The sequence below is a fragment of the Rhodococcus shunpengi genome, from assembly GCF_048381395.1.
GTDB lineage: Bacteria > Actinomycetota > Actinomycetes > Mycobacteriales > Mycobacteriaceae > Rhodococcus.
In genome coordinates, this window is sequence record NZ_JBLWIU010000028.1 from 170,348 (window position 1) to 190,278 (window position 19,931).

Consider the following 19,931-nt stretch of genomic DNA (forward strand, 5'->3'; position numbering starts at 1 on the left):
CCGGACCCACCCTCCTCGGCAGTGCGTCGGCGCTGGAGCGGGGGGGTGCTCAGACCGATCGGAAGCGACGGGGCGCCGTCGATCAGAAGCGACGGGCGCCGTCGACCGGCATCGAGTTCAGCGGTGCGATCTTGACCGGCTGGCTCGAGGTGGAGGCGTGCACGATGTTGCCGCCACCGATGTAGATGCCGGTGTGGCTGCCGCCGTAGAACGACACGACGTCACCGGGCTGCAGAGCCGCGACGTCCACCGGGGCACCGGCGGAGGCCTGCTCGTAGCTGGTGCGCGGGACGCTCAGACCGGCCTGCTTGTAGGCCCACTGCACGAGACCCGAGCAGTCGAAGGAGCTCGGGCCGGCGGCGCCGTAGACGTAGGGGGCACCGATCTTCGACTGTGCGGCGTCGGCAGCGCGCTGGCCGACGGAGCTGAAGGGGGCGGTGAAGGAACCGGCCTGAGGCGCGGGGGCCGCCTCGGGGGCCGGCGGAACGATGTTGGCGATCTCCGGCGGCACGGTCACACCGGCCGGGAGGTCGAACGTTCCGACACCGGGAATGTTGATCGGCTCGGCCATCGCCGGGCCGGCCGAGACGGTGACTGCTCCGAGAGCAATGGCACCGGCGACGAGTGCGCGCCGGACGGTGCGCTTGCTGTTGTTCGAAACCACGAGGGGACGTTCTCCGTTTCTTCCGTTCACCCGCCGACCGAGTTAGCTGACGGGTTCGGGCCGGAAGATCAGCCCTACCCCTCCCCGCGAGCGGCGGAGGGGATTCACCCCGAGTACTACGTGTGGGTCCCCGGCTCGCTGCTCCCGCAGACGGGAGAAGCGATTAGGCGGTAACCGTGCGGCTCCGACCCGGGGGTGGGGCGGGAAACTCTCCGCTCGGTCTCGAAAAGATTACGAAACGGCATCGGTGAAGTCGACCGCCTCACCGTGCGGCCCGATCGTTTCGGCCCGCCCCTGGGGGAATGCCGCCGCGGGGCAACGGTCCGATAACGGCGCGGTAACGGGCACCGTTCGACCCACCTCCGCCAGAGGGACGCTCGGCGCCCGTTTCACCCGAGTCCTTTCCGGAAGAACCAGGTCAGGACACCCTGACTCGCCGACCTTCGACGAGGCGATGCGCCCGATTCGCCGGAGTGCCGTCCTCGGAGGCCGATCGGTCTGTTTTCCGGCCCGCGCGTACCCCTCATCGAGCCGAAAAGAACGCAGTGTGATCCTCGTCTCCCCCTGCTTCGAACCCACTCCGAAGCCCGCTCGGCGGCGTGTCGGTGACGCTTCCTAGGCTCTGCCGCATGACCTCGCCGCAACCATCCGCCCTGGGCGTGCAACTCGGTTTCGACGAGCTCGACACTCCCCTGCGCGAGACCACCTTCGTCGTCGTCGACCTCGAGACGACGGGCGGGAAGGCAGCCGAGGACGCCATCACAGAGATCGGAGCGGTGAAGATCCGCGGGGGCGAGGTGCTCGGCGAGTTCGCGACCCTCGTCGATCCGGGACGACCCATCCCCCCGTACATCGTGCAGCTCACCGGCATCACCACCGCCATGGTCTACGCGGCCCCCAAGATCGAGGAGGTGCTGCCCGCATTCCTGGAATTCGCGTCCGGAGCGGTGCTCGTCGCACACAACGCCGGATTCGACGTCGGCTTCCTCAAGGCCGCCACAGTGCAGTGCGAACTCGCGTGGCCCCGCTTCCAGGTGCTGTGCACCGTCAAGCTGGCCCGCCGCGTCCTCGGACGCGACGAAGCGCCGTCGGTGAAGCTGTCCGCGCTGGCCGAACTGTTCCGGGTCTCCACCGTGCCCACCCACCGCGCCCTGGACGACGCGCGCGCCACCGTGGACGTCCTGCACGCCCTCATCGAACGGGTCGGCAACCAGGGCGTCCACAGCCTCACCGAGCTGCGCGACTACATGCCGGTGGTCACCGCCGAGCAGAGGGCCAAACGCGCACTCGCCGCGCATCTGCCGCGCAAACCGGGCGTCTACATGTTCCGCGGCCCGTCGGACGAGGTGTTGTACGTCGGCACGGCGGTCGACCTGCACCGGCGTGTCCGTACCTATTTCACGGGCTCCGAGACGCGACCGCGATTGCGCGAGATGGTCGCGCTCACCACACGCATCGATCACGTCGAATGCGCCCACGGGCTCGAGGCCGGCGTCCGCGAACTCCGGTTGATCGCGGCCCACACCCCTCCCTACAACCGCAGATCGAAGTATCCGATGCGCGGTTGGTGGATCATCCTCACGGACGAGGCGTTCCCGCGCCTGGCCGTGAGCCGCACCCCCGGACCCGACTCGGTCGGCCCGTTCTCGGTGCGCGCCGACGCCGCAGATGTCGCGGCACTGCTCGCGGAGATGTGCGGTCTGCGCACGTGTACGCGCAGGATCGGCCGTACGGCCCGCCACGGCGACCGCTGCCCGCCCGTCGCCGTCGGGGGCTGCGCCGCAGCCTCCTTCGGGGTTCAGGACGCCTCCGCCTACGCGGCCCAGGTCGAGCGTGCGCGCGCGGTCGTCCGCGGGACCACCGACGACGCCGTCGAGACGGCGCAGGAGCGCCTCGACGCCCTCGTGCGCGACCAGTTGTTCGAGAACGCGGCCCGCCTGCGCGACCGCCTCGCCACCGCCCTCGTCGCGCTGCGGCGCACGCAACGCCTCGCGGCGCTGGCGGCCGTCGACGAACTCGTCGCCGCGCGACCGCGGGCCGAAGGCGGGTGGGAGTTCGCCGTCGTGCGCGCCGGTCGTCTCGCGTCCGCAGGGGTGGCGCCGCGCGGTATGCGGCCGATGCCCGTCGTCGACGCGATCGTCGCCGCAGCCGAGACCGTGCGGCCGTCACCCGGCCCGCTCCGGGGCGCGTCCCCGGAGGAGATCGGTCTGGTCGCTCGATGGCTCGACGGCGAGGGCATCCGCATCGTCCGGGCGAGCCAGGGCTGGTGCGAACCGACACGGGGCGCAGGTCGGTGGAGCGCGTGGGCCGAGCTCGCACGCGACGCCCGCGCGGTCCGCAGGCTCCTCTCCGCCGACGAGCCGTACCGCTTAGGCTGATGCAATCCCCGAGGAAGGTTGAAGGAGACCACATGATCAACGCGATCGTCCTGATCGACGCCGAGGCGAACCGTATCCCCGAGACCGCGCAAGCGGTGGCCGACCTCGACGGTGTCGACACGGTGTACTCCTGCGCAGGCGACGTCGACCTCGTGGCCGTGGTCCGGGTCCGCGACCACGAGAAGATCGCGGACGTCGTCACCCGGGGCATCAACAAGATCGACGGCGTGACGAAGACCGTCACCCACATCGCGTTCCAGTCGTACTCGAGCGCCGACGTCGAGGCCGGCTTCTCGATCGGGAACTGACACCGCGCAGCACCACCGACGAACGACGGGCCCGCACCGATGCAGTGCGGGCCCGTCGTTCGGTGTCCTTACTCTTCCCCGGTCACTTCTGTCCGGAACCGGCACCCAGCCGCGTGGTGACCTCTGCCCACTGCTCGAGGACGGCCGTGGCCCGGCCGCTGTCGATCGCCTCTGCCGCCGTCTCGAGCCCGGCCGTGAGGGCGTCCTCGAGAACGCCGTCGACGCCCCGGAAGGCTGCGATCGCCCCGGCGGCGTTGAGGAGCACGGCGTCGCGCACCGGCCCCGTCTCCCCCGCCAGGACGGCCCGCGCGATCGCCGCGTTCTCCGTGGCGTCGCCTCCGCGGAGCGCCTCGAGCGGAACCCGTTCGATGCCCAGATCGCGCGGATCGAGCGTCACGACCCGGACCTCGCCGCCGTGGACGATGTGCACGCGCGAGGTCGTGGAGGTGGTCAGTTCGTCGAGACCGTCGTCGCCGCGGACGACGAGCGCCGAATTGCCGCGCTGCGCGAGCACACCGGCGACGGTCGGGACGAGCGGTTCGAAGGCGCATCCGATCAGACCGGCACTCGGGCGGGCCGGGTTGGTGAGCGGGCCGAGGACGTTGAAGACCGTCGGGATGCCGATCTGCTTGCGCGGTGCGGCCGCGAAACGCAGCGCCGGGTGGTAGACCGGCGCGAAGCAGAATCCGATCCCGGCCTCGGCGACCGAGCGGGCCACCTCGTCGGGTCCGAGATCGATGTGCACCCCGAGCGCTTCGAGCACGTCGGCGCCGCCGCTCTTGGACGAGGCAGCGCGGTTGCCGTGCTTGACCACGCGGATACCCGCTGCGGCGACGACCAGCGAGGCCATCGTGGAGATGTTGACGGTGTTCGCCCGGTCGCCACCGGTGCCCACCACGTCGACCACGTCACCGTCGACCGGGACCAGCCGGGCGTAGTCGAGCATCGTGTCGGCGAGTGCCCGCACTTCCTCGGGTGTCTCGCCCTTCATCTTCAGAGCGACGCCGAAGGCCGCGATCTGGGCGGGGGTGGCGTTGTCGGAGAAGATCTCGCTCATCGCCCATCGCGCCTCGGCGGCGGACAGGTCCTGTCCGGCGGTGAGCACTCCCAGGACGGAGGGCCAGTTCTGCGTCACCTCGTCCGCGTCTCGCGTCGCGTTCATCGCACCTGCCCTCGCCGCATCTCGCTCCTCACCGGGCACCGGCGTGCCCTCCGACCGGTCAGCTTAGCCAGCGGCATCCTCCGGTTGCAGAGCGTCCCATCCCAGGGCCGTTCCACCGAGCCGCTGGGCGAGCGAGGCCATGCGCGACTTCTCCTGCGCACAGTGCAGTGCATCGAGGACCTGGACACGCTGCAGGATCACCGGAGCACCCTCGACGACGGCGGCGGGCGGGACGTTGCCGCCGCCGGTTCCGGCCACGACGTAGCCGTCCTGGCCGGCCAGTTCCACCGCCCGGTCCACCGTGTCGGCGGGCAGGACGAGGTGATGCCGCAGAACCGCCTCGTCCTCGGCCTGCCACGCAGGCGTCGCCTCGGCGGCGCGCTCGAGCGCCGTCGAACACGCCTCCGCGTCGTCGAATGACGAGACGACAACGACCAGGTCGGCCCGCTTCGCGTCGAGTGGTTCGCTGCGCCGGCCGACCAGGGACCGCAGCCACCCCCGAAGACCCTTTTCGGTACTCATGTCACCACGATCGCACGTGACCTCCGCGACCCTCCGAAATGTCCCGTGTGGCACCCTTCCGAGCACCCGCCACCGAGTGCCCACCTGGAGAAATGCAGGGCTGGGACCTGCACGGACGCGCCGATTTCGGCCCCGATTGCCCAAGACGTACTACGACGGGTCATACTAGCCAGCGTGACGAGCGCAGTAGGGACTTCAGGATCTGCAATCACACAGCGCGTGCACTCGTTGAACCGGCCCAACCTGGTCAGCGTCGGCACCATCGTGTGGTTGTCCAGTGAGCTCATGTTTTTCGCAGGGCTCTTCGCCATGTACTTCGTGGCACGGGCACAGGCCCCGGAGGGCATGTGGCCGCCCCCGCCCACCCACTTGAACCTGTGGTTGGCGGTACCGATCACCATGGTGCTGATCGCTTCTTCCTTCACCTGCCAGCTGGGCGTCTTCGCCGCCGAGCGCGGCGACGTCTTCGGCCTGCGCCGGTGGTACATCGTCACCCTCGGCATGGGCACCTTCTTCGTGCTCGGCCAGGGCTACGAGTACATCACCCTGGTGAAGGACGGCACGACCATCCCGGGCAGCGTGTACGGCTCGGTGTTCTACATGACCACCGGTTTCCACGGCCTGCACGTCATCGGCGGCCTCATCGCTTTCGTGTTCCTGCTGTTCCGCACGAAGGTCAGCAAGTTCACGCCTGCGCAGGCCACTGCAGCCATCGTCGTTTCGTATTACTGGCACTTCGTCGACATCGTTTGGATCGCGCTGTTTGCCACGATTTATTTCATCCGTTAGCCAGCTGAACGCCCAGGCAGCCCCCTGACGTCCAGTCCGTCCCGACATAAAAAAAGGGATACAGATGAGTTCATCCCCACCTCTCGCCTCCGAGGGTGACATGCCCGGTCGATCCTCTGCAGCCGATGCTGCGAAGTCCCGCCGCCAGCGCAAGATGCGCCGGCGCGTCACCGGAGCGTTGGTCCTCGCGCTCGGTCTCCTCAGCGCAGGCTTCATCGCCTCCGCGCTGACACCTGCCCCGCAGGTGGCTACAGCGCAGGACGACCAGAGCGCTCTGATCCGCGAGGGTCAGCAGCTCTACGAGACCTCCTGCGTGACCTGTCACGGTGTCAACCTCCAGGGTGTCCAGGACCGCGGTCCCAGCCTGATCGGTGTCGGCGAGGCCGCCGTCTACTTCCAGGTCTCCTCGGGCCGCATGCCGATGATGCGCAACGAGGCCCAGGCCCTCCGCAAGGACCCGAAGTTCGACGCCGCGCAGACCGACGCCCTCGGCGCGTACATCCAGGCCAACGGTGGAGGCCCGACCGTCATCCGCGACGAGAACGGCGAAATCGCCCAGTCGTCGCTGCGCGGCAACGACATCGGACGCGGTTCGGAGCTCTTCCGCCAGAACTGCGCGTCCTGCCACAACTTCACCGGACGCGGCGGCGCGCTCTCGTCCGGCAAGTTCGCACCGAACCTGGATCCGGCCAACGAGCAGCAGATCTACACCGCGATGCTCACCGGCCCCCAGAACATGCCGAAGTTCTCCGACCGTCAGCTGACGGTCGAGGAGAAGCAGGACATCATCGCGTACATCAAGTCCGCCAGTGAGACGAGAGACCCGGGTGGCTACGGGCTCGGCGGCTTCGGCCCCGGTGCCGAAGGGCCGACCATGTGGGTCGTCGGCATGGTCGCCGTCGTCGGCGCTGCACTGTGGATCGGAGCAAGGTCATGAGTGGCGGCGAAACGCCGAACAAGCACACGGTCGAAGATCTCGACCGGATGAGCCGGGACGACCTCGTCACGCTCGGCACGAACCTCGACGGTGTCGACGTCGCGTTCCGCAAGGACCGCTGGCCCGTCGAAGGCACCCGTGCCGAGAAGCGGGCCGAGCGCAACGTCGCCTTCTGGTTCGCCCTCGCGGGCATCGCGGGTGTCGCGTTCATCGCGATCTACCTGTTCTGGCCGTGGGAGTACCAGGGCATCGGCGACGAGAACTACGGCTGGTACAGCCTCTACACCCCGATGCTCGGCCTGACCCTGGGTCTGGCCATCCTCGGCATCGGTGTGGGCGCGGTGCAGTTCACCAAGAAGTTCATCCCGGAGGAGGTGTCGATCCAGGATCGGCACGACGGCGGCTCGCCCGAGGTCGATCGCAAGACGATCGTCGCCGAGCTCTCCGACTCGCTCGAGACGTCGACCCTGCCGCGTCGCAAGCTGATCAAGCGCACCGCGATCTTCGGTGGTGGCGCGCTCGGCCTCGGTCTGATCATGCCGCTCGGCGGCCTGATCAAGAACCCGTGGGCCGAGGGTGACCAGTCGTCGCTGTGGGTGTCGGGCTGGACCCCGCGCTACCCCGGCGAGACCATCTACCTGCGTCGCGACACCGGCCGCCCCCAGGACATCGTCCTGGTGCGCCCGGAGGACCTCGACGCCGGCGGTATGGAGACGGTGTTCCCGTTCCGCGAGTCCGATCGCGGCGACGACCACGCTCTGCTGCAGGGCCTGCGCGGCATCCGCAACGCCGTCATGCTCATCCGCCTGCGCACCGAGGACACCGAGCGTGTCGTCAAGCGCAAGGGCCAGGAGAGCTTCAACTACGGCGACTACTTCGCGTACTCGAAGATCTGCACGCACCTCGGCTGCCCGACCTCGCTCTACGAGCAGCAGACGCACCGCATCCTGTGCCCGTGCCACCAGTCGCAGTTCGATGCGCTGGAGTACGGCAAGCCGATTTTCGGTCCCGCTGCTCGCGCACTGCCGCAGCTTCCGATTACAGTGAACGAAGAGGGCTTCCTGGTCGCCAACGGTGACTTCATCGAGGCACTCGGCCCGGCATTCTGGGAGCGTCGCCCGTGAGTACTGCAACCCCGTCCCGCGCCGCACAGATCGGCGAGAATCTCGATTCTCGCTACCACCTGTCCGCGGGCATCCGCCGCCAGATCAACAAGGTGTTCCCCACCCACTGGTCCTTCCTCCTGGGTGAGATCGCGCTCTACAGCTTCGTCATCCTGTTGATCTCGGGTGTCTTCCTCACCCTGTTCTTCGACCCGTCGATGGCGCACGTCATCTACGACGGCGTCTACACGCCGCTGCGCGGTGTGGGTATGTCCCGCGCCTACGAGACGACCCTGAACCTCTCCTTCGAGGTCCGCGGTGGTCTGTTCGTGCGACAGATTCACCACTGGGCAGCACTGATGTTCGCAGCGTCGATCGTCGTCCACCTGCTGCGCGTGTTCTTCACCGGTGCGTTCCGGCGTCCGCGCGAAGCCAACTGGGTGATCGGCTCGCTGCTGCTCATCCTGGCGATGTTCGAAGGCTTCTTCGGTTACTCGCTCCCCGACGACCTGCTCTCGGGCACCGGCCTCCGCGCCGCGTTCTCGGGCATCACGCTCTCGATCCCGATCATCGGTTCGTGGATGCACTGGGCGATCTTCGGTGGCGACTTCCCGGGTGAGCTGATCATCCCGCGCTTCTACGTGCTGCACGTGCTGCTCGTCCCGGGCATCATCCTGGCCTTGATCGCCGCGCACCTCGCGCTGGTCTGGTACCAGAAGCACACGCAGTTCCCCGGCCCCGGCCGCACGGAGCAGAACGTCGTCGGCGTTCGTATCCTCCCGGTCTTCGCCGTCAAGTCGGGTGCGTTCTTCGCGATGACCTTCGCGGTGCTCGCCCTGATGTCCGGCCTGCTGCAGATCAACCCGGTCTGGAACATCGGCCCGTACAACCCGTCGCAGGTGTCCGCCGGCTCGCAGCCCGACATCTACATGATGTGGACGGACGGCATGGCCCGTATCTGGCCGGCATGGGAGCTGTACCTGTTCAACCGGTACACGATCCCGCAGCCGTTCTGGATCGCGCTGATCATGGGCCTGGTGTTCGTCGTGCTCACGGTCTACCCGTGGATCGAGAAGAAGTTCACGAAGGACGACGCACACCACAACCTGCTCCAGCGTCCGCGCGACGTGCCGGTCCGCACCGGTATCGGGTTCATGGCCCTGGCGTTCTACGCCGTTGCCACGATCATGTGCATCAACGACATCATCGCGTTCAAGTTCGACATCTCGATCAACGCGACGACCTGGATGGGCCGTATCGGTCTCGTCCTGCTCCCGCCGCTCGCCTACTACATCGCGTACCGGTTCTGCCTGGGTCTGCAGCGCAGCGACCGCCAGGTACTCGAGCACGGCATCGAGACGGGCATCGTCCGTCGCCTGCCGACCGGCGAGTACATCGAGATCCACCAGCCGCTCGGCCCGGTGGACGAGCACGGCCATCCGATCCCACTGGAGTACCAGGCGGCCCCGGTTCCGAAGCGTATGAACCGCCTCGGCAGCGCCGGCAAGCCCGGTGCCGGCAGCTGGTGGAGCCCGGACCCGGCCGACGAGGCCGCCGCTCTCGAGGCTGCCCACCACGAGGCCGAGCTCGAGCTGCGGAACACGCTCCGCGAGTACCAGGAGCGCGTCCACGGCAACGGAGACGGCGCAGCCCAGCTGCCCGACAAGTCGCAGCACTGATCCGCATCAGCGGCTCGTAACGGGGCCCCGGACCATCACGGTCCGGGGCCCCGTTCGTCGTTCGCGGGTCCTCCCCTCCCCCACCGGATATCGTCCGGAGCGTACGTCTTGACCTTGACACTGTGACAAGCGCTCGAATGGGTCGTGAAGGAGGTGCCTCCCATGCGCACACATCACGACCCCTCCACCCGCCTCGTCGAGGCCCTGTCCACCCGCCTCGTCGAGGCCCTGTCCGCCGACGACGCCTCCGTGCGTCTGCGCGCCGCACTCGAGTCGGGTACGGCAGCCGAGTCCGGGACGGTGACGGCTCTCGTCGACCGTTGCGCGGTGGAGCCGGACTTCTTCGTCCGCGACATGCTGACCTGGGCGCTGTGCCGCCTGCCGGCCGGGGTGACGGTGCCGCGGCTGCTCGACGAGCTCGGTTCGGATGTCTCGCAGGCGCGCAGTCAGGCCCTGCACACGTTGTCGAAGATCGGCGATCCCGTCGCATGGCCGAAGGTCTCGGGGATGCTCCACGACGAGCACGACGAGGTGGCACGCAGCGCGTGGCGCGCGGCGGTCGCTCTCGTGCCACCGGGCTCGGAAAGCGGCCTCGCTGCGGCTCTCGGCGTCGAACTGGGCCGCGGCGACCACGACCTGCAACTGAGCCTCGGTCGCGCTCTCGCAGCGCTCGACGAGGCCGCAGTGCCGGTCCTGCACGCGGCGATGAACAGCTCCGACCCGCGCGTCCGTGCCCACGCAGAGGCCACCGAGCGGATCCGCGTCGACCCCGACAGCGCGTTCGTCCTCTCCGTGGAGTCGGCGAAACGCGTCGCCGCACTCGGCGCGGACGGGATCCGGGAGTGAGCCGGTGCTGATCGGTGAGGTCTCGCGGCGCTCCGGTGTCAGCACCCGCATGCTGCGGCACTACGACCGCCTGAGGCTGGTGACGCCGACGGGCCGCACCTCGGGCGGTTACCGCGAGTACACCGAGGACGACTTCCGGAGGCTCTTTCACGTGGAGAGTCTCCGGAGTCTCGGCCTGTCGCTGAACGAGGTCGGACGAGCGCTGGGGGAACCGGATTTCGCTCCGGTGGAACTGGTGCAGGAGCTGATCCGGCACACGCGCGAACGGATCGCCGCCGAGACCGAACTCCTCGCTCGTCTCGAAGGCGTCGACTCGGCCTCCCCCAGCGGTTGGGACGACGTCCTGCGCCTCGTCGCGCTGTTGCGCGCGTTCGAATCCGATTCCGGCTCCCGCCGCCAGCAGGCGATCCTGTCCCAGGACGAGGACACGACGCTGCCGGTCGCGGCGCTGGTCCGGGCGGCGCTGTCGGAGGAGGACCCGTTCGTCGCCGGCGCGTTGCGCTGGTCGCTCGCCCGAGCGGCGGACGAGGTCGACGCTGCGCTGCCGGCGCTCGCGGAGGGCCTTCACTCCGCCGAAGTGCCCGTGCGGCGACGGGCGATCGCGACACTCGCGGAACTCCGTGTGCCCGAATCGACGACGCTCCTGGAGAAGGCACTCGACGACGCCGATCTCGAGGCGCGCTCCACGGCAGCTCTGACGCTCGGGGCGCGAGGGGTGGACGCGGCCGTCCCCGTGCTCGTGGAGATGATCGTGAAGGGCCGGTCGGACGTCGAGGCCGCCGAAGTACTCGGCCTGCTCGCGGATCGGCCGCTGTCGTCCGCCGAGATCGTGCGGTCGCTGCAGCACGCGCTCGGCGGCTCGGACGATGCCGGTGTCCGGCTACGTCTCACGCAGGCACTCGCGGAGATCCCCGGGTCGGCCGCCGAGGATGCTCTCGAGGCTCTGACCGGCGACCCGGATCGCACGGTCGCAGCGACCGCGAGGGTCGTCCTCACCACCCGCGGGGCTTCCTGAAGAACGAAACCTCGAGAACGCCACCGGAAACGACACGGGCGCCGCACCCGAAGGTGCGGCGCCCGTGTGCGTCGAGAATGTCGGCTCAGTGCTTCTCGGGTCCGATGTGGTACTCGAACACCAGGCCGGCTGCGGCGGCGATGATGAGTGCAACCGCGAGGACGATCATCCAGGGCTGGTAGAAGGCCAGCGCGATGGCGGCGAAAGCAGCCGCACCGGCGAGCAGGATCGGCCAGTAGCTACCCGCACTGAAGAAACCGAGGTCGCCCGCACCGTCGCTGATCTCGGCGTCCTCGTAATCCTCGGGACGGGTGTCGAGACGACGCGCGACGAAGCGGAAGTACGTTCCGACGATCAGGGTCAGACCGGCGGAGAGGACGATGGCCGTGAGGCCGGCCCATTCGATGCCCTTGTCCGACAGCCCGGTGAACACGCCGTACACGATGGCGACGAGCACGAAGAACACCGTCACGACCTCGAAGAGCTTGGCTTCGATCTTCATATCAGCACTTGTCCTTGTCGGGTGGGGTGGCCGTCACTCGCCTGCGGCGACGGTCGCCGACCGGTCCGTGCGGTCGGTCTTGAACGGAGTCGTCGAGGTCGCGATCGGGCTCTGGCCGATGGCTTCGAGCGCACGAGCGTTCGACAGGCCTTCGCCGCCGTCCTCGACCGGCTTGCGAAGCTCGATGTAGCGGGCGAAGTCCTCCGGGCTGACGGCGCGGACCTCGAAGTTCATCATCGCGTGGTAGGTGCCGCACATCTCGGCGCAACGGCCGACGAACGCGCCCTCACGCTCGATCTCGGAGATCTGGAAGACCGGATCGGAGTTGTTCTCACGCGGGTTCGGGTTCACGTCGCGCTTGAACAGGAACTCCGGCACCCAGAAAGCGTGGATCACATCGGACGACGCGAGGTGGAACTCGATGCGCTTGCCGGTGGGAAGCACGAGCACCGGAATCTCTTCGCTGGTGCCGATCGTCTCGATCTTGTCGTAGTGGAGGTAGGACAGGTCCTCCGCCGGCTTGCCGTGGATGGGGCCCGGAGCCTCGTGCTCGCCGCCTTCTCCACCACCGTGCTCACCTTCGGTGCCCGGCTCGTACGGCTGCAGTGCGACCGCGTCCTGGGCGACCTCGTCGGTGCCCTCGTACCGGGCGGTGCCGTCCTGCAGATCGATGGTCCGATAACCGAACTTCCAGTTCCACTGGAACGCCGTCACGTCGACGACGACGTTCGGGTTGTCCTCCTTCTCCAGGACGTAGTTCTGGACCACGACCGTGAAGTAGAAGAGGACACACACGGCGACGAACGGCGCCGCGGTGTAAGCCAGCTCGAGCGGCACGTTGTACGCCGTCTGACGCGGGAACTCCGGATCGTCCTTCCGACGCCGGTAGGCGATGATCACCCAGAAGGTGAGTCCCCACACGAGAATTCCCATGACGAGGGCGGCGACAACCGACCACGTCCACAGTTCACGCATACGCTCGGCCTGAGGAGTGATGCCCTCCGGCCAGCCGAAACGAAGGATTTCTTCGCTCGAGCACCCGGTCAGCACCAAGGCTGCAATGCCGAGTGATGCTGCGAGCCCGAACCGCCGAAGGATCCGACCTTGCGCCACGTTCACGCCTTCCTGATCGCCGCAATTCCACTAGGGCACACCCGGAGGGCCGGCCCAATTACTACGCAGCGTAGACCAAACCCGGGCGCTATCCATCGCCGGGGCACGAAGAAAGTGTCGGACTGGGCGTTTCGACCGGAAGACCCGGCTCGTGACGTCGGTGTTCTCCTGTCGGGCGAGTGATCGTCGGCGGCGTCCGGGCGCGGCTGCCCGGTGTCGACCGTCTGCGGCATACTTCGGTAGAACCAACGCCGGACCCCGAGTGGTAGTTCCCGGTGTCATGCGCGGTGCGGTGTCCCGCGCTGGGCACCCACCGGGGTTCTTCGCGACACCCCCGACCGGAATGAGGTAACCCACGCGTGTGCGGATTGCTCGGGTTTCTGACCACTGACGGCACCAGCGACGACGCCGTCGCGAAGGTGGGCTCCGCGATGCACTGCCTGCGCCATCGCGGCCCCGACGAGCACGGCACCTGGCACGACGCCGACCTCGTCTTCGGATTCAACCGGTTGTCGATCATCGACATCGCGCACTCGCACCAGCCGCTGCGCTGGGGCCCGCCGGAACAGCCCGACCGCTACGCGCTGACCTTCAACGGTGAGATCTACAACTATCTCGAACTGCGCAAGGAGCTCACCGAGACCTTCGGCACCTCCTTCGCGACCGAGGGCGACAGCGAGGCGATCGTCGCGGCCTACCACCACTGGGGAGTGCGCGCGGTCCAGCGCCTGCGGGGCATGTTCGCCTTCGCGATCTGGGACACGCACACCCGCGAACTGTTCGTCGCTCGCGACCCGTTCGGCATCAAGCCGCTGTTCCTCGCGACCGGCACCGGCGGTACGGCCTTCGGCAGCGAGAAGAAGAGCCTGCTCGAGCTCGCCGACGTGATCGGCATCGACACCGAGCTCGATCCTCGTGCGATCGAGCACTACACGGTGCTGCAGTACGTTCCCGAGCCCGAGACGCTGCACCGGCGGATCCGGCGCCTCGAGTCGGGCTGCTACGCGCGTATCACGCCCGGCGCCGAGCCCGAGATCACCCGCTACTTCCACCCCACCTTCCCGGTCCGGCCGTTCGCGGCGGGACGCGAGCAGGACCGCTACCGCGAGATCGCCGAGGCCCTCGAGGACTCGGTGGCCAAGCACATGCGCGCCGACGTGACCGTCGGGTCGTTCCTCTCGGGTGGCATCGACTCCACGGCCATCGCCGCGCTGGCGATGCGCCACAACCCGAAGCTCATCACCTTCACCGCGGGTTTCGAGCGGGAGGGCTACTCCGAGGTCGACGTCGCCGCGGAGTCGGCGGCCGCGATCGGTGCCCGGCACGTGGTGCGGGTGGTCTCCCCCAGCGAGTTCGCCGCGGCGATCCCGGAGATCATCTGGTACCTCGACGACCCGGTGGCCGACCCGGCGCTCGTGCCGCTGTGGTTCATCGCCCGGGAGGCCCGTAAGCACGTCAAGGTCGTGCTGTCCGGTGAGGGCGCCGACGAGCTGTTCGGCGGGTACACGATCTACCGCGAGCCGCTGTCGCTGCGTCCGTTCGAGTTCCTGCCGCCGGCGCTGCGCCGGGCCGCCGGGAAGCTGTCGGAGCGCATCCCCGAGGGCACCCGAGGCAAGAGCCTGCTGCACCGTGGCTCGATGACGCTCGAGGAGCGCTACTACGGCAACGCCCGCAGCTTCAACGACGCGCAGCTGCGCTCGGTGCTGCGCGACTTCCGTCCGGAATGGACGCATCAGGACGTCACAGCCCCGATCTACGCGCAGTCTGCCGGCTGGGATCCGGTGGCACGGATGCAGCATCTCGACCTGTTCACGTGGCTGCGCGGCGACATCCTCGTCAAGGCCGACAAGATGACGATGGCCAATTCGCTCGAGCTGCGCGTGCCGTTCCTGGACTCTGAAGTCTTCCGGGTGGCGTCGCAGGTTCCGCTGGACCAGAAGATCACGAAGCAGACGACGAAGTACGCGCTGCGGCAGGCGCTGGAGGGCATCGTCCCGCCGCACGTGCTGCACCGCGCGAAGCTGGGCTTCCCGGTGCCGCTGCGGCACTGGCTGGCCGGCACGGAGCTGTTCGACTGGGCGCACGAGGTGATCGCCGAGTCGCAGACCGATCACCTGCTCGACAAGGCTGCGGTGGCGAAGATGCTCGACGAGCACCGGACCGGCCCGATCGATCACAGCCGTCGTCTGTGGACGGTGCTGTGCTTCATGGTCTGGCACGGCATCTTCGTGGAGAAGCGCATCGTGCCGCAGATCCAGGAGCCGGCCTACCCGGTCGAGATCTGATCACCCAACCCGTACGCGACGGCCGCGATCATCCCCAGGGATGCTCGCGGCCGTCGCGTTTCCAGGACGGGGTGTTCCGCCGCTCAGGCGCCGAGAACCGCGCCGATCTCGTCGGCGGCGGCGGTGCCGTAGGCGTCGGCGAGACGCTTGAGGGCGTCGGTGCGGTCGAAGGTCCACTCCTGCGTGCCGGTGGTTTCGAGGACGTGCACCGCGACCAGCGAGCCCAGCTGCGCGGCCCGTTCGATGCTCAGACCCGAGCGGTGTCCGAGCAGGAAGCCGGCGCGGAAGGCGTCGCCCACACCGGTGGGGTCGACCTTGGCGCGCTCGGGCACCACACCGACCTGCACCTGGTTGCCGTCGCGGTCGACGATCTTTGCGCCGTCGCCGCCGAGGGTGGTGATACGCATGCCGACCTTCGCCTGCACCTCGTCCTCGGTGAGACCGGTCTTCTGCAGCAGCAGTCCCCACTCGTACTCGTTGGTGAACAGGTACTCGGCACCGTCGATGAGCTGCTCGGCCTGCTGCCCGTCCAGGCGGGCGAGCTGCTGGGACGGGTCGGCGACGAACGGGACGCCGAGCCGGCGGCACTCCTCGGTGTGCCGGATCATCGCGTCGGGATCGTTGGCGCCGACGAGCACGAGGTCGACGCCGTGCTTGCTCACCACGTCGGCGATGGAGATCTCGCGGGCCTCGGACATCGCACCGGGATAGAACGAGGCGATCTGTGCCATGTCCAGGTCGGTGGTGCACACGAAGCGGGCGGTGTGGGCGGTCTGCGAGATCCGCACCGACGAGCAGTCGACCCCGTGGTCCTCGAGCCAGGTGCGGTACTCGGTGAAGTCGGCGCCGACGGCGCCGACGAGCACCGGCGTTCCGCCGAGCACACCCATCGCGAAGGCGATGTTGCCGCCCACTCCGCCGCGCCGGACGACGAGGTCGTCGACGAGGAAGCTCAGCGAGATGTGCGCGAGCTGGTCGGCGAGCAGCTGCTCGGCGAACCGGCCGGGGAAGCGCATGAGGTGGTCGGTGGCGATGGAGCCGGTCACGGCGATGGTCACGTGGCTGAGCCTTTCCGCGGATGTCGATGGTGTGGCTGCTCACACGGAGAGCCGTAGCGGTCCCACGGTACTACCGCGGAAACGACGGAACCCCGGCGCCGTGAAGCGCCGGGGTTCCGAAGTGCGTCCTCAGCTCAGTTGAACGAGTCGCCGCAGGCGCACGACCCCGTGGCATTCGGGTTGTCGATGGTGAAGCCCTGCTTCTCGATGGTGTCGACGAAGTCGATCGACGCACCCTCGACGTACGGCGCGCTCATCCGGTCGACGGCGAGCGTCACACCGGCGAATTCCTTCGTGAGGTCTCCGTCCAGCGTGCGGTCGTCGAAGAACAGCTGGTACCGCAGACCGGCACAGCCTCCGGGCTGCACGGCGATACGCAGTGCGAGGTCATCGCGGCCCTCCTGATCGAGCAGTGCCTTCGCCTTCGCAGCGGCGGCCTCGGTCAGGATGACGCCGTGAGTATCGGTCTCTTGCTGCACAGTCATGGGCGCTCCCTGTCATTCGTGTCGAAACCCGATGGTTCAACGGTACCGCGCCGGAATCTATTCCTCGTGGACGAGTCGCGCCGAGCGTGGTATGGCACGCGGAATTTCCCGCTTCTCTCCACTATCCCATAGCCTGGTGGTGTGAAGTTGCTACGCCGCGGTGGTTCCGACGACTCCGCCGATCACCAGGTTCCTGCGACCGAGGACTCCCCGGCCGCGACTCCCGACGATTCCGCGTCCGCGAAGGCGACGACCGGTAAGGGGCGTCCGACGCCGAAACGGCGCGACGCCGAGAACCGTCGCCGCGGTCCCGTCGCCCCCGCTCCCCTGACTGCGAAGGAAGCACGCGAGCGCCGTAAGGCCGCGCGCAAGTCGCAGAGCAAGGAGGAGCGCAAGGCGGCCGCCGCGCAGCGTCGCGCCGACGCGTCCGAGCGTCGCAACCGGATGCTCGCGGGCGAGGAGAAGTACCTGCTCCCCCGCGATCGCGGCCCGGTGCGCGCCTACGTGCGCGACATCGTCGACAGCCGGCGCAATCTCGTCGGCCTGTTCATGCCGCTCGCGCTCGTGCTCATCATGTCGATGTTCCTCGGGCCGGTGGTGCAGCAGTACGTCACGCTCGCGATGTTCGTGATGATGTTCCTGATGATCATCGAGGGCATCTACCTCGGGCGCATGGTCAACAGGAAGGTGCGCGAGCGCTTCCCGGATTCGACGGACGGTGGCTTCGGCCTCGGCTGGTACGCCTTCGTGCGCGCCTCCCAGATCAAGAAGCTGCGTGCACCGCTCCCCCGGGTCGGCCCGGGCGACGCCGTCTGACCGTCCGGCGACCCTCAGTTGTGAGGCGACCCGCACACCACCGGCGGTAGCTGCCGGATCTCGGCCGCGGCCTGCATGTCCTGCGACATGCGGTGCCGCGGCCGAGTCGTCTGTGCGGGACGTTCCCAGTGGAGCCGCCAGGATGCACGCCGGACCCAGGCCGGCGCGGGAGCAGTCCGCCGGCGGAGCACCTCGAGACCGATGATCAGGGTGGACAGGACCACGACGGTGACGGTGAGTTCGATCATGTCTCGATCCTCCGACCGAACCCGATCGCCGAAAAGTGGCAGTGATGACGCATAACGTCGAATTTCTGCCAGACCGGGCGGTTGATAGCGTTCTCGCGTGAAGATCCGTCCGAGAGGTGACCTGTGACCAGCGGTTCCGATTCCCCCGCCGACGTCGAGTTCCCGCGCGTCGACCTACCCGATCTCGAAGCACGCGTCGCCGCCGAGGAACGCCAGCGAGATCTGACGAAACCCGCCGGCTCACTCGGACGGCTCGAGGAACTCGGGTGCTGGGTCGCCGCCTGCCAGGGCGAGGTCCCGCCCCATCCCTTCCGCCGACCGCGGGTCGTGGTCTTCGCAGGTGACCACGGCGTCGCACGCAACGGGGTCTCGGCCTATCCGCCGGAGGTCACCGCGCAGATGGTCGCGAACCTGTCCGCAGGGGGCGCCGCCGTGAACGTGCTCGCCGCCGCCGCAGGCGCAGGAGTGCGGGTCGTCGACATGGCAGTCGAGAGCGACACCTCCCCCGAGGTGTCCGAGTTCAAGATCCGTCGCTCGAGCGGCAGCATCGACCGCGAGGACGCACTGACACACGACGAGACGGTCCGCGCGATCGAGGCCGGCCGTGCGCTCGCCGACCGCGAGGTCGACGAAGGCGCCGATCTGCTCGTCGCGGGCGATATGGGAATCGGGAACACCACTCCTGCAACCGTTCTCATCGCCACCCTTACCGCCACCGAACCCGTGGCCGCGGTCGGCCGCGGCACCGGCGTCGACGACGCGGGGTGGATGCGCAAGGTCACCGCGATCCGCGACGCCATGTGGCGGGCGCGGCCCCACGTACGCAATCCCGTCGCCCTGCTGCGCACCGCCGGTGGCGCGGATTTCGCCGCGATGGCGGGATTCCTCGCGCAGGCCGCGGTCCGCCGGACGCCGGTGATCCTCGACGGAGTCGTCGTCACCGCCGCCGCGATGGTCGCCGAGGAACTCGCACCCGGCGCGGCACGCTGGTGGGTGTCCGGTCACCGGTCGGCCGAACCCGCCCACGCCATCGCGCTGCGTCATCTCCGACTCGAACCGATCGTCGACCTCGGTATGCGCCTCGGCGAAGGATCGGGAGCCGTGACGACGCTGCCGGTACTGCAGGGTGCGGTCGCGATCCTCGCGCAGATGGCCACCTTCTCCGAGGCGGGCGTGAGCACCCGCGAGGAGAGCGCTCCGGCGACCGCGGACTGATGATCCGCGCCTGGATCGGCGGGGTCGCGCTGGCCCTGTCGTGGTTGACGGTCCTGCCCGCGCGAGGCCCGTCGGAGATCGACCGGACGGTCGCCGGACGTGCGATCTCCGCGGCGCCGATCGCCGGTGCCGTACTCGCCGCCGCGACCACGGCCGTCTGCCTGGTCGGTTCCGCCGTCGGGACGCCACCACTGGTGACGGGCCTGGTGTGTGTCGGGGTGTTGGCGGTCGGCACCCGGGGAATGCACGTCGACGGGCTGAGCGACACCGCCGACGGTCTCGGTTGCTACGGCCCGCCCGAGCGGGCGCGCGAGGTGATGCACAGCGGCGGCGCGGGTCCCTTCGGTGTCGCGGCGCTCGTCGTCGTCCTCGGTCTGCAGGCCGCCTCGTTCGGCGCGCTCGCCGACACCGACGCGTGGTGGGCGGTCGCGTTCGCAGTCTTCTCGGGACGTGTGGCCGTGGTCCTCGCGTGCCGGCGCGGTGTCCCGGCCGCGCCCGGCAGCGGCTTCGGCTCGCTCGTGGCAGGCACACAGGGCGTCGTGCCGATCGCGGTGTGGACGGTGGCCGCGGTGGCACTGTCGCTCGTGTGCCTGCCCGGTCCGCTCTGGGCGGGACCGCTCGTCGTCACGGTGGTACTGGTCGTCGCGGTGCTCTTCGCCCGGCACTGCGTCGCGCGCTTCGGCGGCATGAACGGCGACGTGCTCGGCGCAGTCACCGAGGGCACGGCCGCCGCCGTCGCGGTGGCAGCGTCGGGGCTCCTCTAGATCGCACTGCGTCCGGAAACGACGAAGGGGTGCTGCCGGAAT

General features: G+C 68.7%; 20 protein-coding genes and 1 riboswitch. Of the genes, 12 read left to right on the forward strand and 8 right to left on the reverse strand.

The genetic code is table 11. The features are described from left to right. Nucleotides 1-82: 82 nt before the first annotated feature. Nucleotides 83-664 carry a C40 family peptidase gene (locus ACNJ7K_RS16755; protein WP_059380920.1) on the reverse strand — a complete coding sequence of 194 codons (582 nt, stop codon included), beginning with the start codon at nt 662-664 and terminating at the stop codon, nt 83-85. Nucleotides 665-679: 15 nt separating this feature from the next. After that, nucleotides 680-844: riboswitch (cyclic di-AMP (ydaO/yuaA leader) on the reverse strand. Nucleotides 845-1,293: 449 nt separating this feature from the next. Here ACNJ7K_RS16755 and ACNJ7K_RS16760 point away from each other — a divergent pair. After that, nucleotides 1,294-3,042, forward strand: coding sequence for a DEDD exonuclease domain-containing protein (locus ACNJ7K_RS16760; protein WP_487041959.1), 1,749 nt, complete (start codon nt 1,294-1,296; stop codon nt 3,040-3,042). Nucleotides 3,043-3,074: 32 nt separating this feature from the next. Further along, nucleotides 3,075-3,350: an Lrp/AsnC family transcriptional regulator gene (locus ACNJ7K_RS16765; RefSeq protein WP_016693842.1), complete on the forward strand. Its 276-nt coding sequence runs from the start codon at nt 3,075-3,077 to the stop codon at nt 3,348-3,350. An 82-nt stretch (nt 3,351-3,432) separates the two neighbouring features. On the opposite strand, the gene trpD is transcribed toward ACNJ7K_RS16765, so the two are convergent. Next, nucleotides 3,433-4,512 carry an anthranilate phosphoribosyltransferase gene (gene trpD / locus ACNJ7K_RS16770; RefSeq protein WP_120283289.1) on the reverse strand — a complete coding sequence of 360 codons (1,080 nt, stop codon included), beginning with the start codon at nt 4,510-4,512 and terminating at the stop codon, nt 3,433-3,435. A gap of 63 nt (nt 4,513-4,575) precedes the next feature. Beyond that, nucleotides 4,576-5,034 (reverse strand): hypothetical protein, encoded by a 459-nt coding sequence (locus ACNJ7K_RS16775; RefSeq protein ID WP_487041960.1) that lies wholly within the window; start codon nt 5,032-5,034, stop codon nt 4,576-4,578. 174 nt (nt 5,035-5,208) lie between these two features. On the opposite strand from ACNJ7K_RS16775, the gene ctaE reads away from it, so the two are divergent. The 6 genes from ctaE to ACNJ7K_RS16805 all read left to right on the forward strand — a co-directional run bounded on the left by ctaE (nt 5,209) and on the right by ACNJ7K_RS16805 (nt 11,403). Next, nucleotides 5,209-5,823 (forward strand): aa3-type cytochrome oxidase subunit III, encoded by a 615-nt coding sequence (ctaE, locus tag ACNJ7K_RS16780; RefSeq protein WP_120283293.1) that lies wholly within the window; start codon nt 5,209-5,211, stop codon nt 5,821-5,823. 100 nt (nt 5,824-5,923) lie between these two features. Then, nucleotides 5,924-6,760 carry a cytochrome bc1 complex diheme cytochrome c subunit gene (gene qcrC / locus ACNJ7K_RS16785; protein WP_174247132.1) on the forward strand — a complete coding sequence of 279 codons (837 nt, stop codon included), beginning with the start codon at nt 5,924-5,926 and terminating at the stop codon, nt 6,758-6,760. Then, a complete protein-coding gene (gene qcrA / locus ACNJ7K_RS16790; protein ID WP_120283295.1) occupies nt 6,757-7,884 on the forward strand; it encodes a cytochrome bc1 complex Rieske iron-sulfur subunit in 1,128 nt (375 codons plus the stop codon). Before qcrC ends, qcrA begins: the two co-directional genes overlap by 4 nt. Further along, nucleotides 7,881-9,542 carry a cytochrome bc1 complex cytochrome b subunit gene (gene qcrB, locus ACNJ7K_RS16795; protein WP_120283297.1) on the forward strand — a complete coding sequence of 554 codons (1,662 nt, stop codon included), beginning with the start codon at nt 7,881-7,883 and terminating at the stop codon, nt 9,540-9,542. Before qcrA ends, qcrB begins: the two co-directional genes overlap by 4 nt. 162 nt (nt 9,543-9,704) lie before the next feature. Further along, complete coding sequence (locus ACNJ7K_RS16800; protein ID WP_120284375.1) at nt 9,705-10,388, forward strand: HEAT repeat domain-containing protein; 684 nt, start codon at nt 9,705-9,707, stop codon at nt 10,386-10,388. Nucleotides 10,389-10,392: 4 nt separating this feature from the next. After that, entirely contained in the window at nt 10,393-11,403 is a 1,011-nt protein-coding gene (locus ACNJ7K_RS16805; RefSeq protein WP_230791269.1) for a HEAT repeat domain-containing protein, read from the forward strand. Nucleotides 11,404-11,488: 85 nt separating this feature from the next. On the opposite strand, the gene ACNJ7K_RS16810 is transcribed toward ACNJ7K_RS16805, so the two are convergent. Next, entirely contained in the window at nt 11,489-11,905 is a 417-nt protein-coding gene (locus ACNJ7K_RS16810; protein WP_006554396.1) for a cytochrome c oxidase subunit 4, read from the reverse strand. A 33-nt stretch (nt 11,906-11,938) separates the two neighbouring features. Further along, nucleotides 11,939-13,024 (reverse strand): aa3-type cytochrome oxidase subunit II, encoded by a 1,086-nt coding sequence (ctaC, locus tag ACNJ7K_RS16815; RefSeq protein WP_120283301.1) that lies wholly within the window; start codon nt 13,022-13,024, stop codon nt 11,939-11,941. A gap of 353 nt (nt 13,025-13,377) precedes the next feature. Between ctaC and asnB the strand changes: the two genes are divergently transcribed. Next, a complete protein-coding gene (asnB, locus tag ACNJ7K_RS16820; RefSeq protein ID WP_159418029.1) occupies nt 13,378-15,303 on the forward strand; it encodes an asparagine synthase (glutamine-hydrolyzing) in 1,926 nt (641 codons plus the stop codon). Between the two features lie 83 nt (nt 15,304-15,386). On the opposite strand, the gene ACNJ7K_RS16825 is transcribed toward asnB, so the two are convergent. Together ACNJ7K_RS16825 and ACNJ7K_RS16830 are read right to left on the reverse strand one after the other, a co-directional pair. Continuing rightward, on the reverse strand, nt 15,387-16,361 hold the full coding sequence (locus ACNJ7K_RS16825) for a carbohydrate kinase family protein (RefSeq protein WP_159418028.1): 975 nt from the start codon (nt 16,359-16,361) through the stop codon (nt 15,387-15,389). Nucleotides 16,362-16,495: 134 nt separating this feature from the next. Then, complete coding sequence (locus tag ACNJ7K_RS16830) at nt 16,496-16,846, reverse strand: HesB/IscA family protein (protein WP_006554400.1); 351 nt, start codon at nt 16,844-16,846, stop codon at nt 16,496-16,498. 141 nt (nt 16,847-16,987) lie between these two features. On the opposite strand from ACNJ7K_RS16830, the gene ACNJ7K_RS16835 reads away from it, so the two are divergent. After that, nucleotides 16,988-17,662 carry a DUF3043 domain-containing protein gene (locus ACNJ7K_RS16835; RefSeq protein ID WP_024101301.1) on the forward strand — a complete coding sequence of 225 codons (675 nt, stop codon included), beginning with the start codon at nt 16,988-16,990 and terminating at the stop codon, nt 17,660-17,662. 14 nt (nt 17,663-17,676) lie between these two features. Here the strand turns inward: ACNJ7K_RS16835 and ACNJ7K_RS16840 are convergent, their stop codons facing one another. Then, nucleotides 17,677-17,910 carry a hypothetical protein gene (locus ACNJ7K_RS16840; protein ID WP_487041961.1) on the reverse strand — a complete coding sequence of 78 codons (234 nt, stop codon included), beginning with the start codon at nt 17,908-17,910 and terminating at the stop codon, nt 17,677-17,679. A 123-nt stretch (nt 17,911-18,033) separates the two neighbouring features. On the opposite strand from ACNJ7K_RS16840, the gene cobT reads away from it, so the two are divergent. Together cobT and ACNJ7K_RS16850 are read left to right on the forward strand one after the other, a co-directional pair. Then, nucleotides 18,034-19,125 (forward strand): nicotinate-nucleotide--dimethylbenzimidazole phosphoribosyltransferase, encoded by a 1,092-nt coding sequence (cobT, locus tag ACNJ7K_RS16845; RefSeq protein WP_120283305.1) that lies wholly within the window; start codon nt 18,034-18,036, stop codon nt 19,123-19,125. After that, complete coding sequence (locus ACNJ7K_RS16850; protein WP_159418027.1) at nt 19,125-19,889, forward strand: adenosylcobinamide-GDP ribazoletransferase; 765 nt, start codon at nt 19,125-19,127, stop codon at nt 19,887-19,889. The genes cobT and ACNJ7K_RS16850 overlap by 1 nt, the downstream gene beginning before the upstream one ends. The last annotated feature ends 42 nt before the right edge of the window (nt 19,890-19,931 follow it).

Coding starts and splice junctions, on each gene's coding strand:
- ACNJ7K_RS16760 (WP_487041959.1), top strand. CDS start 1,294: ATGACCTCGCCGCAACCATCCGCCCTGGGCGTGCAACTCGGTTTCGAC.
- ACNJ7K_RS16765 (WP_016693842.1), top strand. CDS start 3,075: ATGATCAACGCGATCGTCCTGATCGACGCCGAGGCGAACCGTATCCCC.
- trpD (WP_120283289.1), bottom strand. CDS start 4,512: ATGAACGCGACGCGAGACGCGGACGAGGTGACGCAGAACTGGCCCTCC.
- ACNJ7K_RS16775 (WP_487041960.1), bottom strand. CDS start 5,034: ATGAGTACCGAAAAGGGTCTTCGGGGGTGGCTGCGGTCCCTGGTCGGC.
- qcrC (WP_174247132.1), top strand. CDS start 5,924: ATGCCCGGTCGATCCTCTGCAGCCGATGCTGCGAAGTCCCGCCGCCAG.
- qcrA (WP_120283295.1), top strand. CDS start 6,757: ATGAGTGGCGGCGAAACGCCGAACAAGCACACGGTCGAAGATCTCGAC.
- ACNJ7K_RS16800 (WP_120284375.1), top strand. CDS start 9,705: ATGCGCACACATCACGACCCCTCCACCCGCCTCGTCGAGGCCCTGTCC.
- ACNJ7K_RS16810 (WP_006554396.1), bottom strand. CDS start 11,905: ATGAAGATCGAAGCCAAGCTCTTCGAGGTCGTGACGGTGTTCTTCGTG.
- ACNJ7K_RS16830 (WP_006554400.1), bottom strand. CDS start 16,846: ATGACTGTGCAGCAAGAGACCGATACTCACGGCGTCATCCTGACCGAG.
- ACNJ7K_RS16840 (WP_487041961.1), bottom strand. CDS start 17,910: ATGATCGAACTCACCGTCACCGTCGTGGTCCTGTCCACCCTGATCATC.
- ACNJ7K_RS16850 (WP_159418027.1), top strand. CDS start 19,125: ATGATCCGCGCCTGGATCGGCGGGGTCGCGCTGGCCCTGTCGTGGTTG.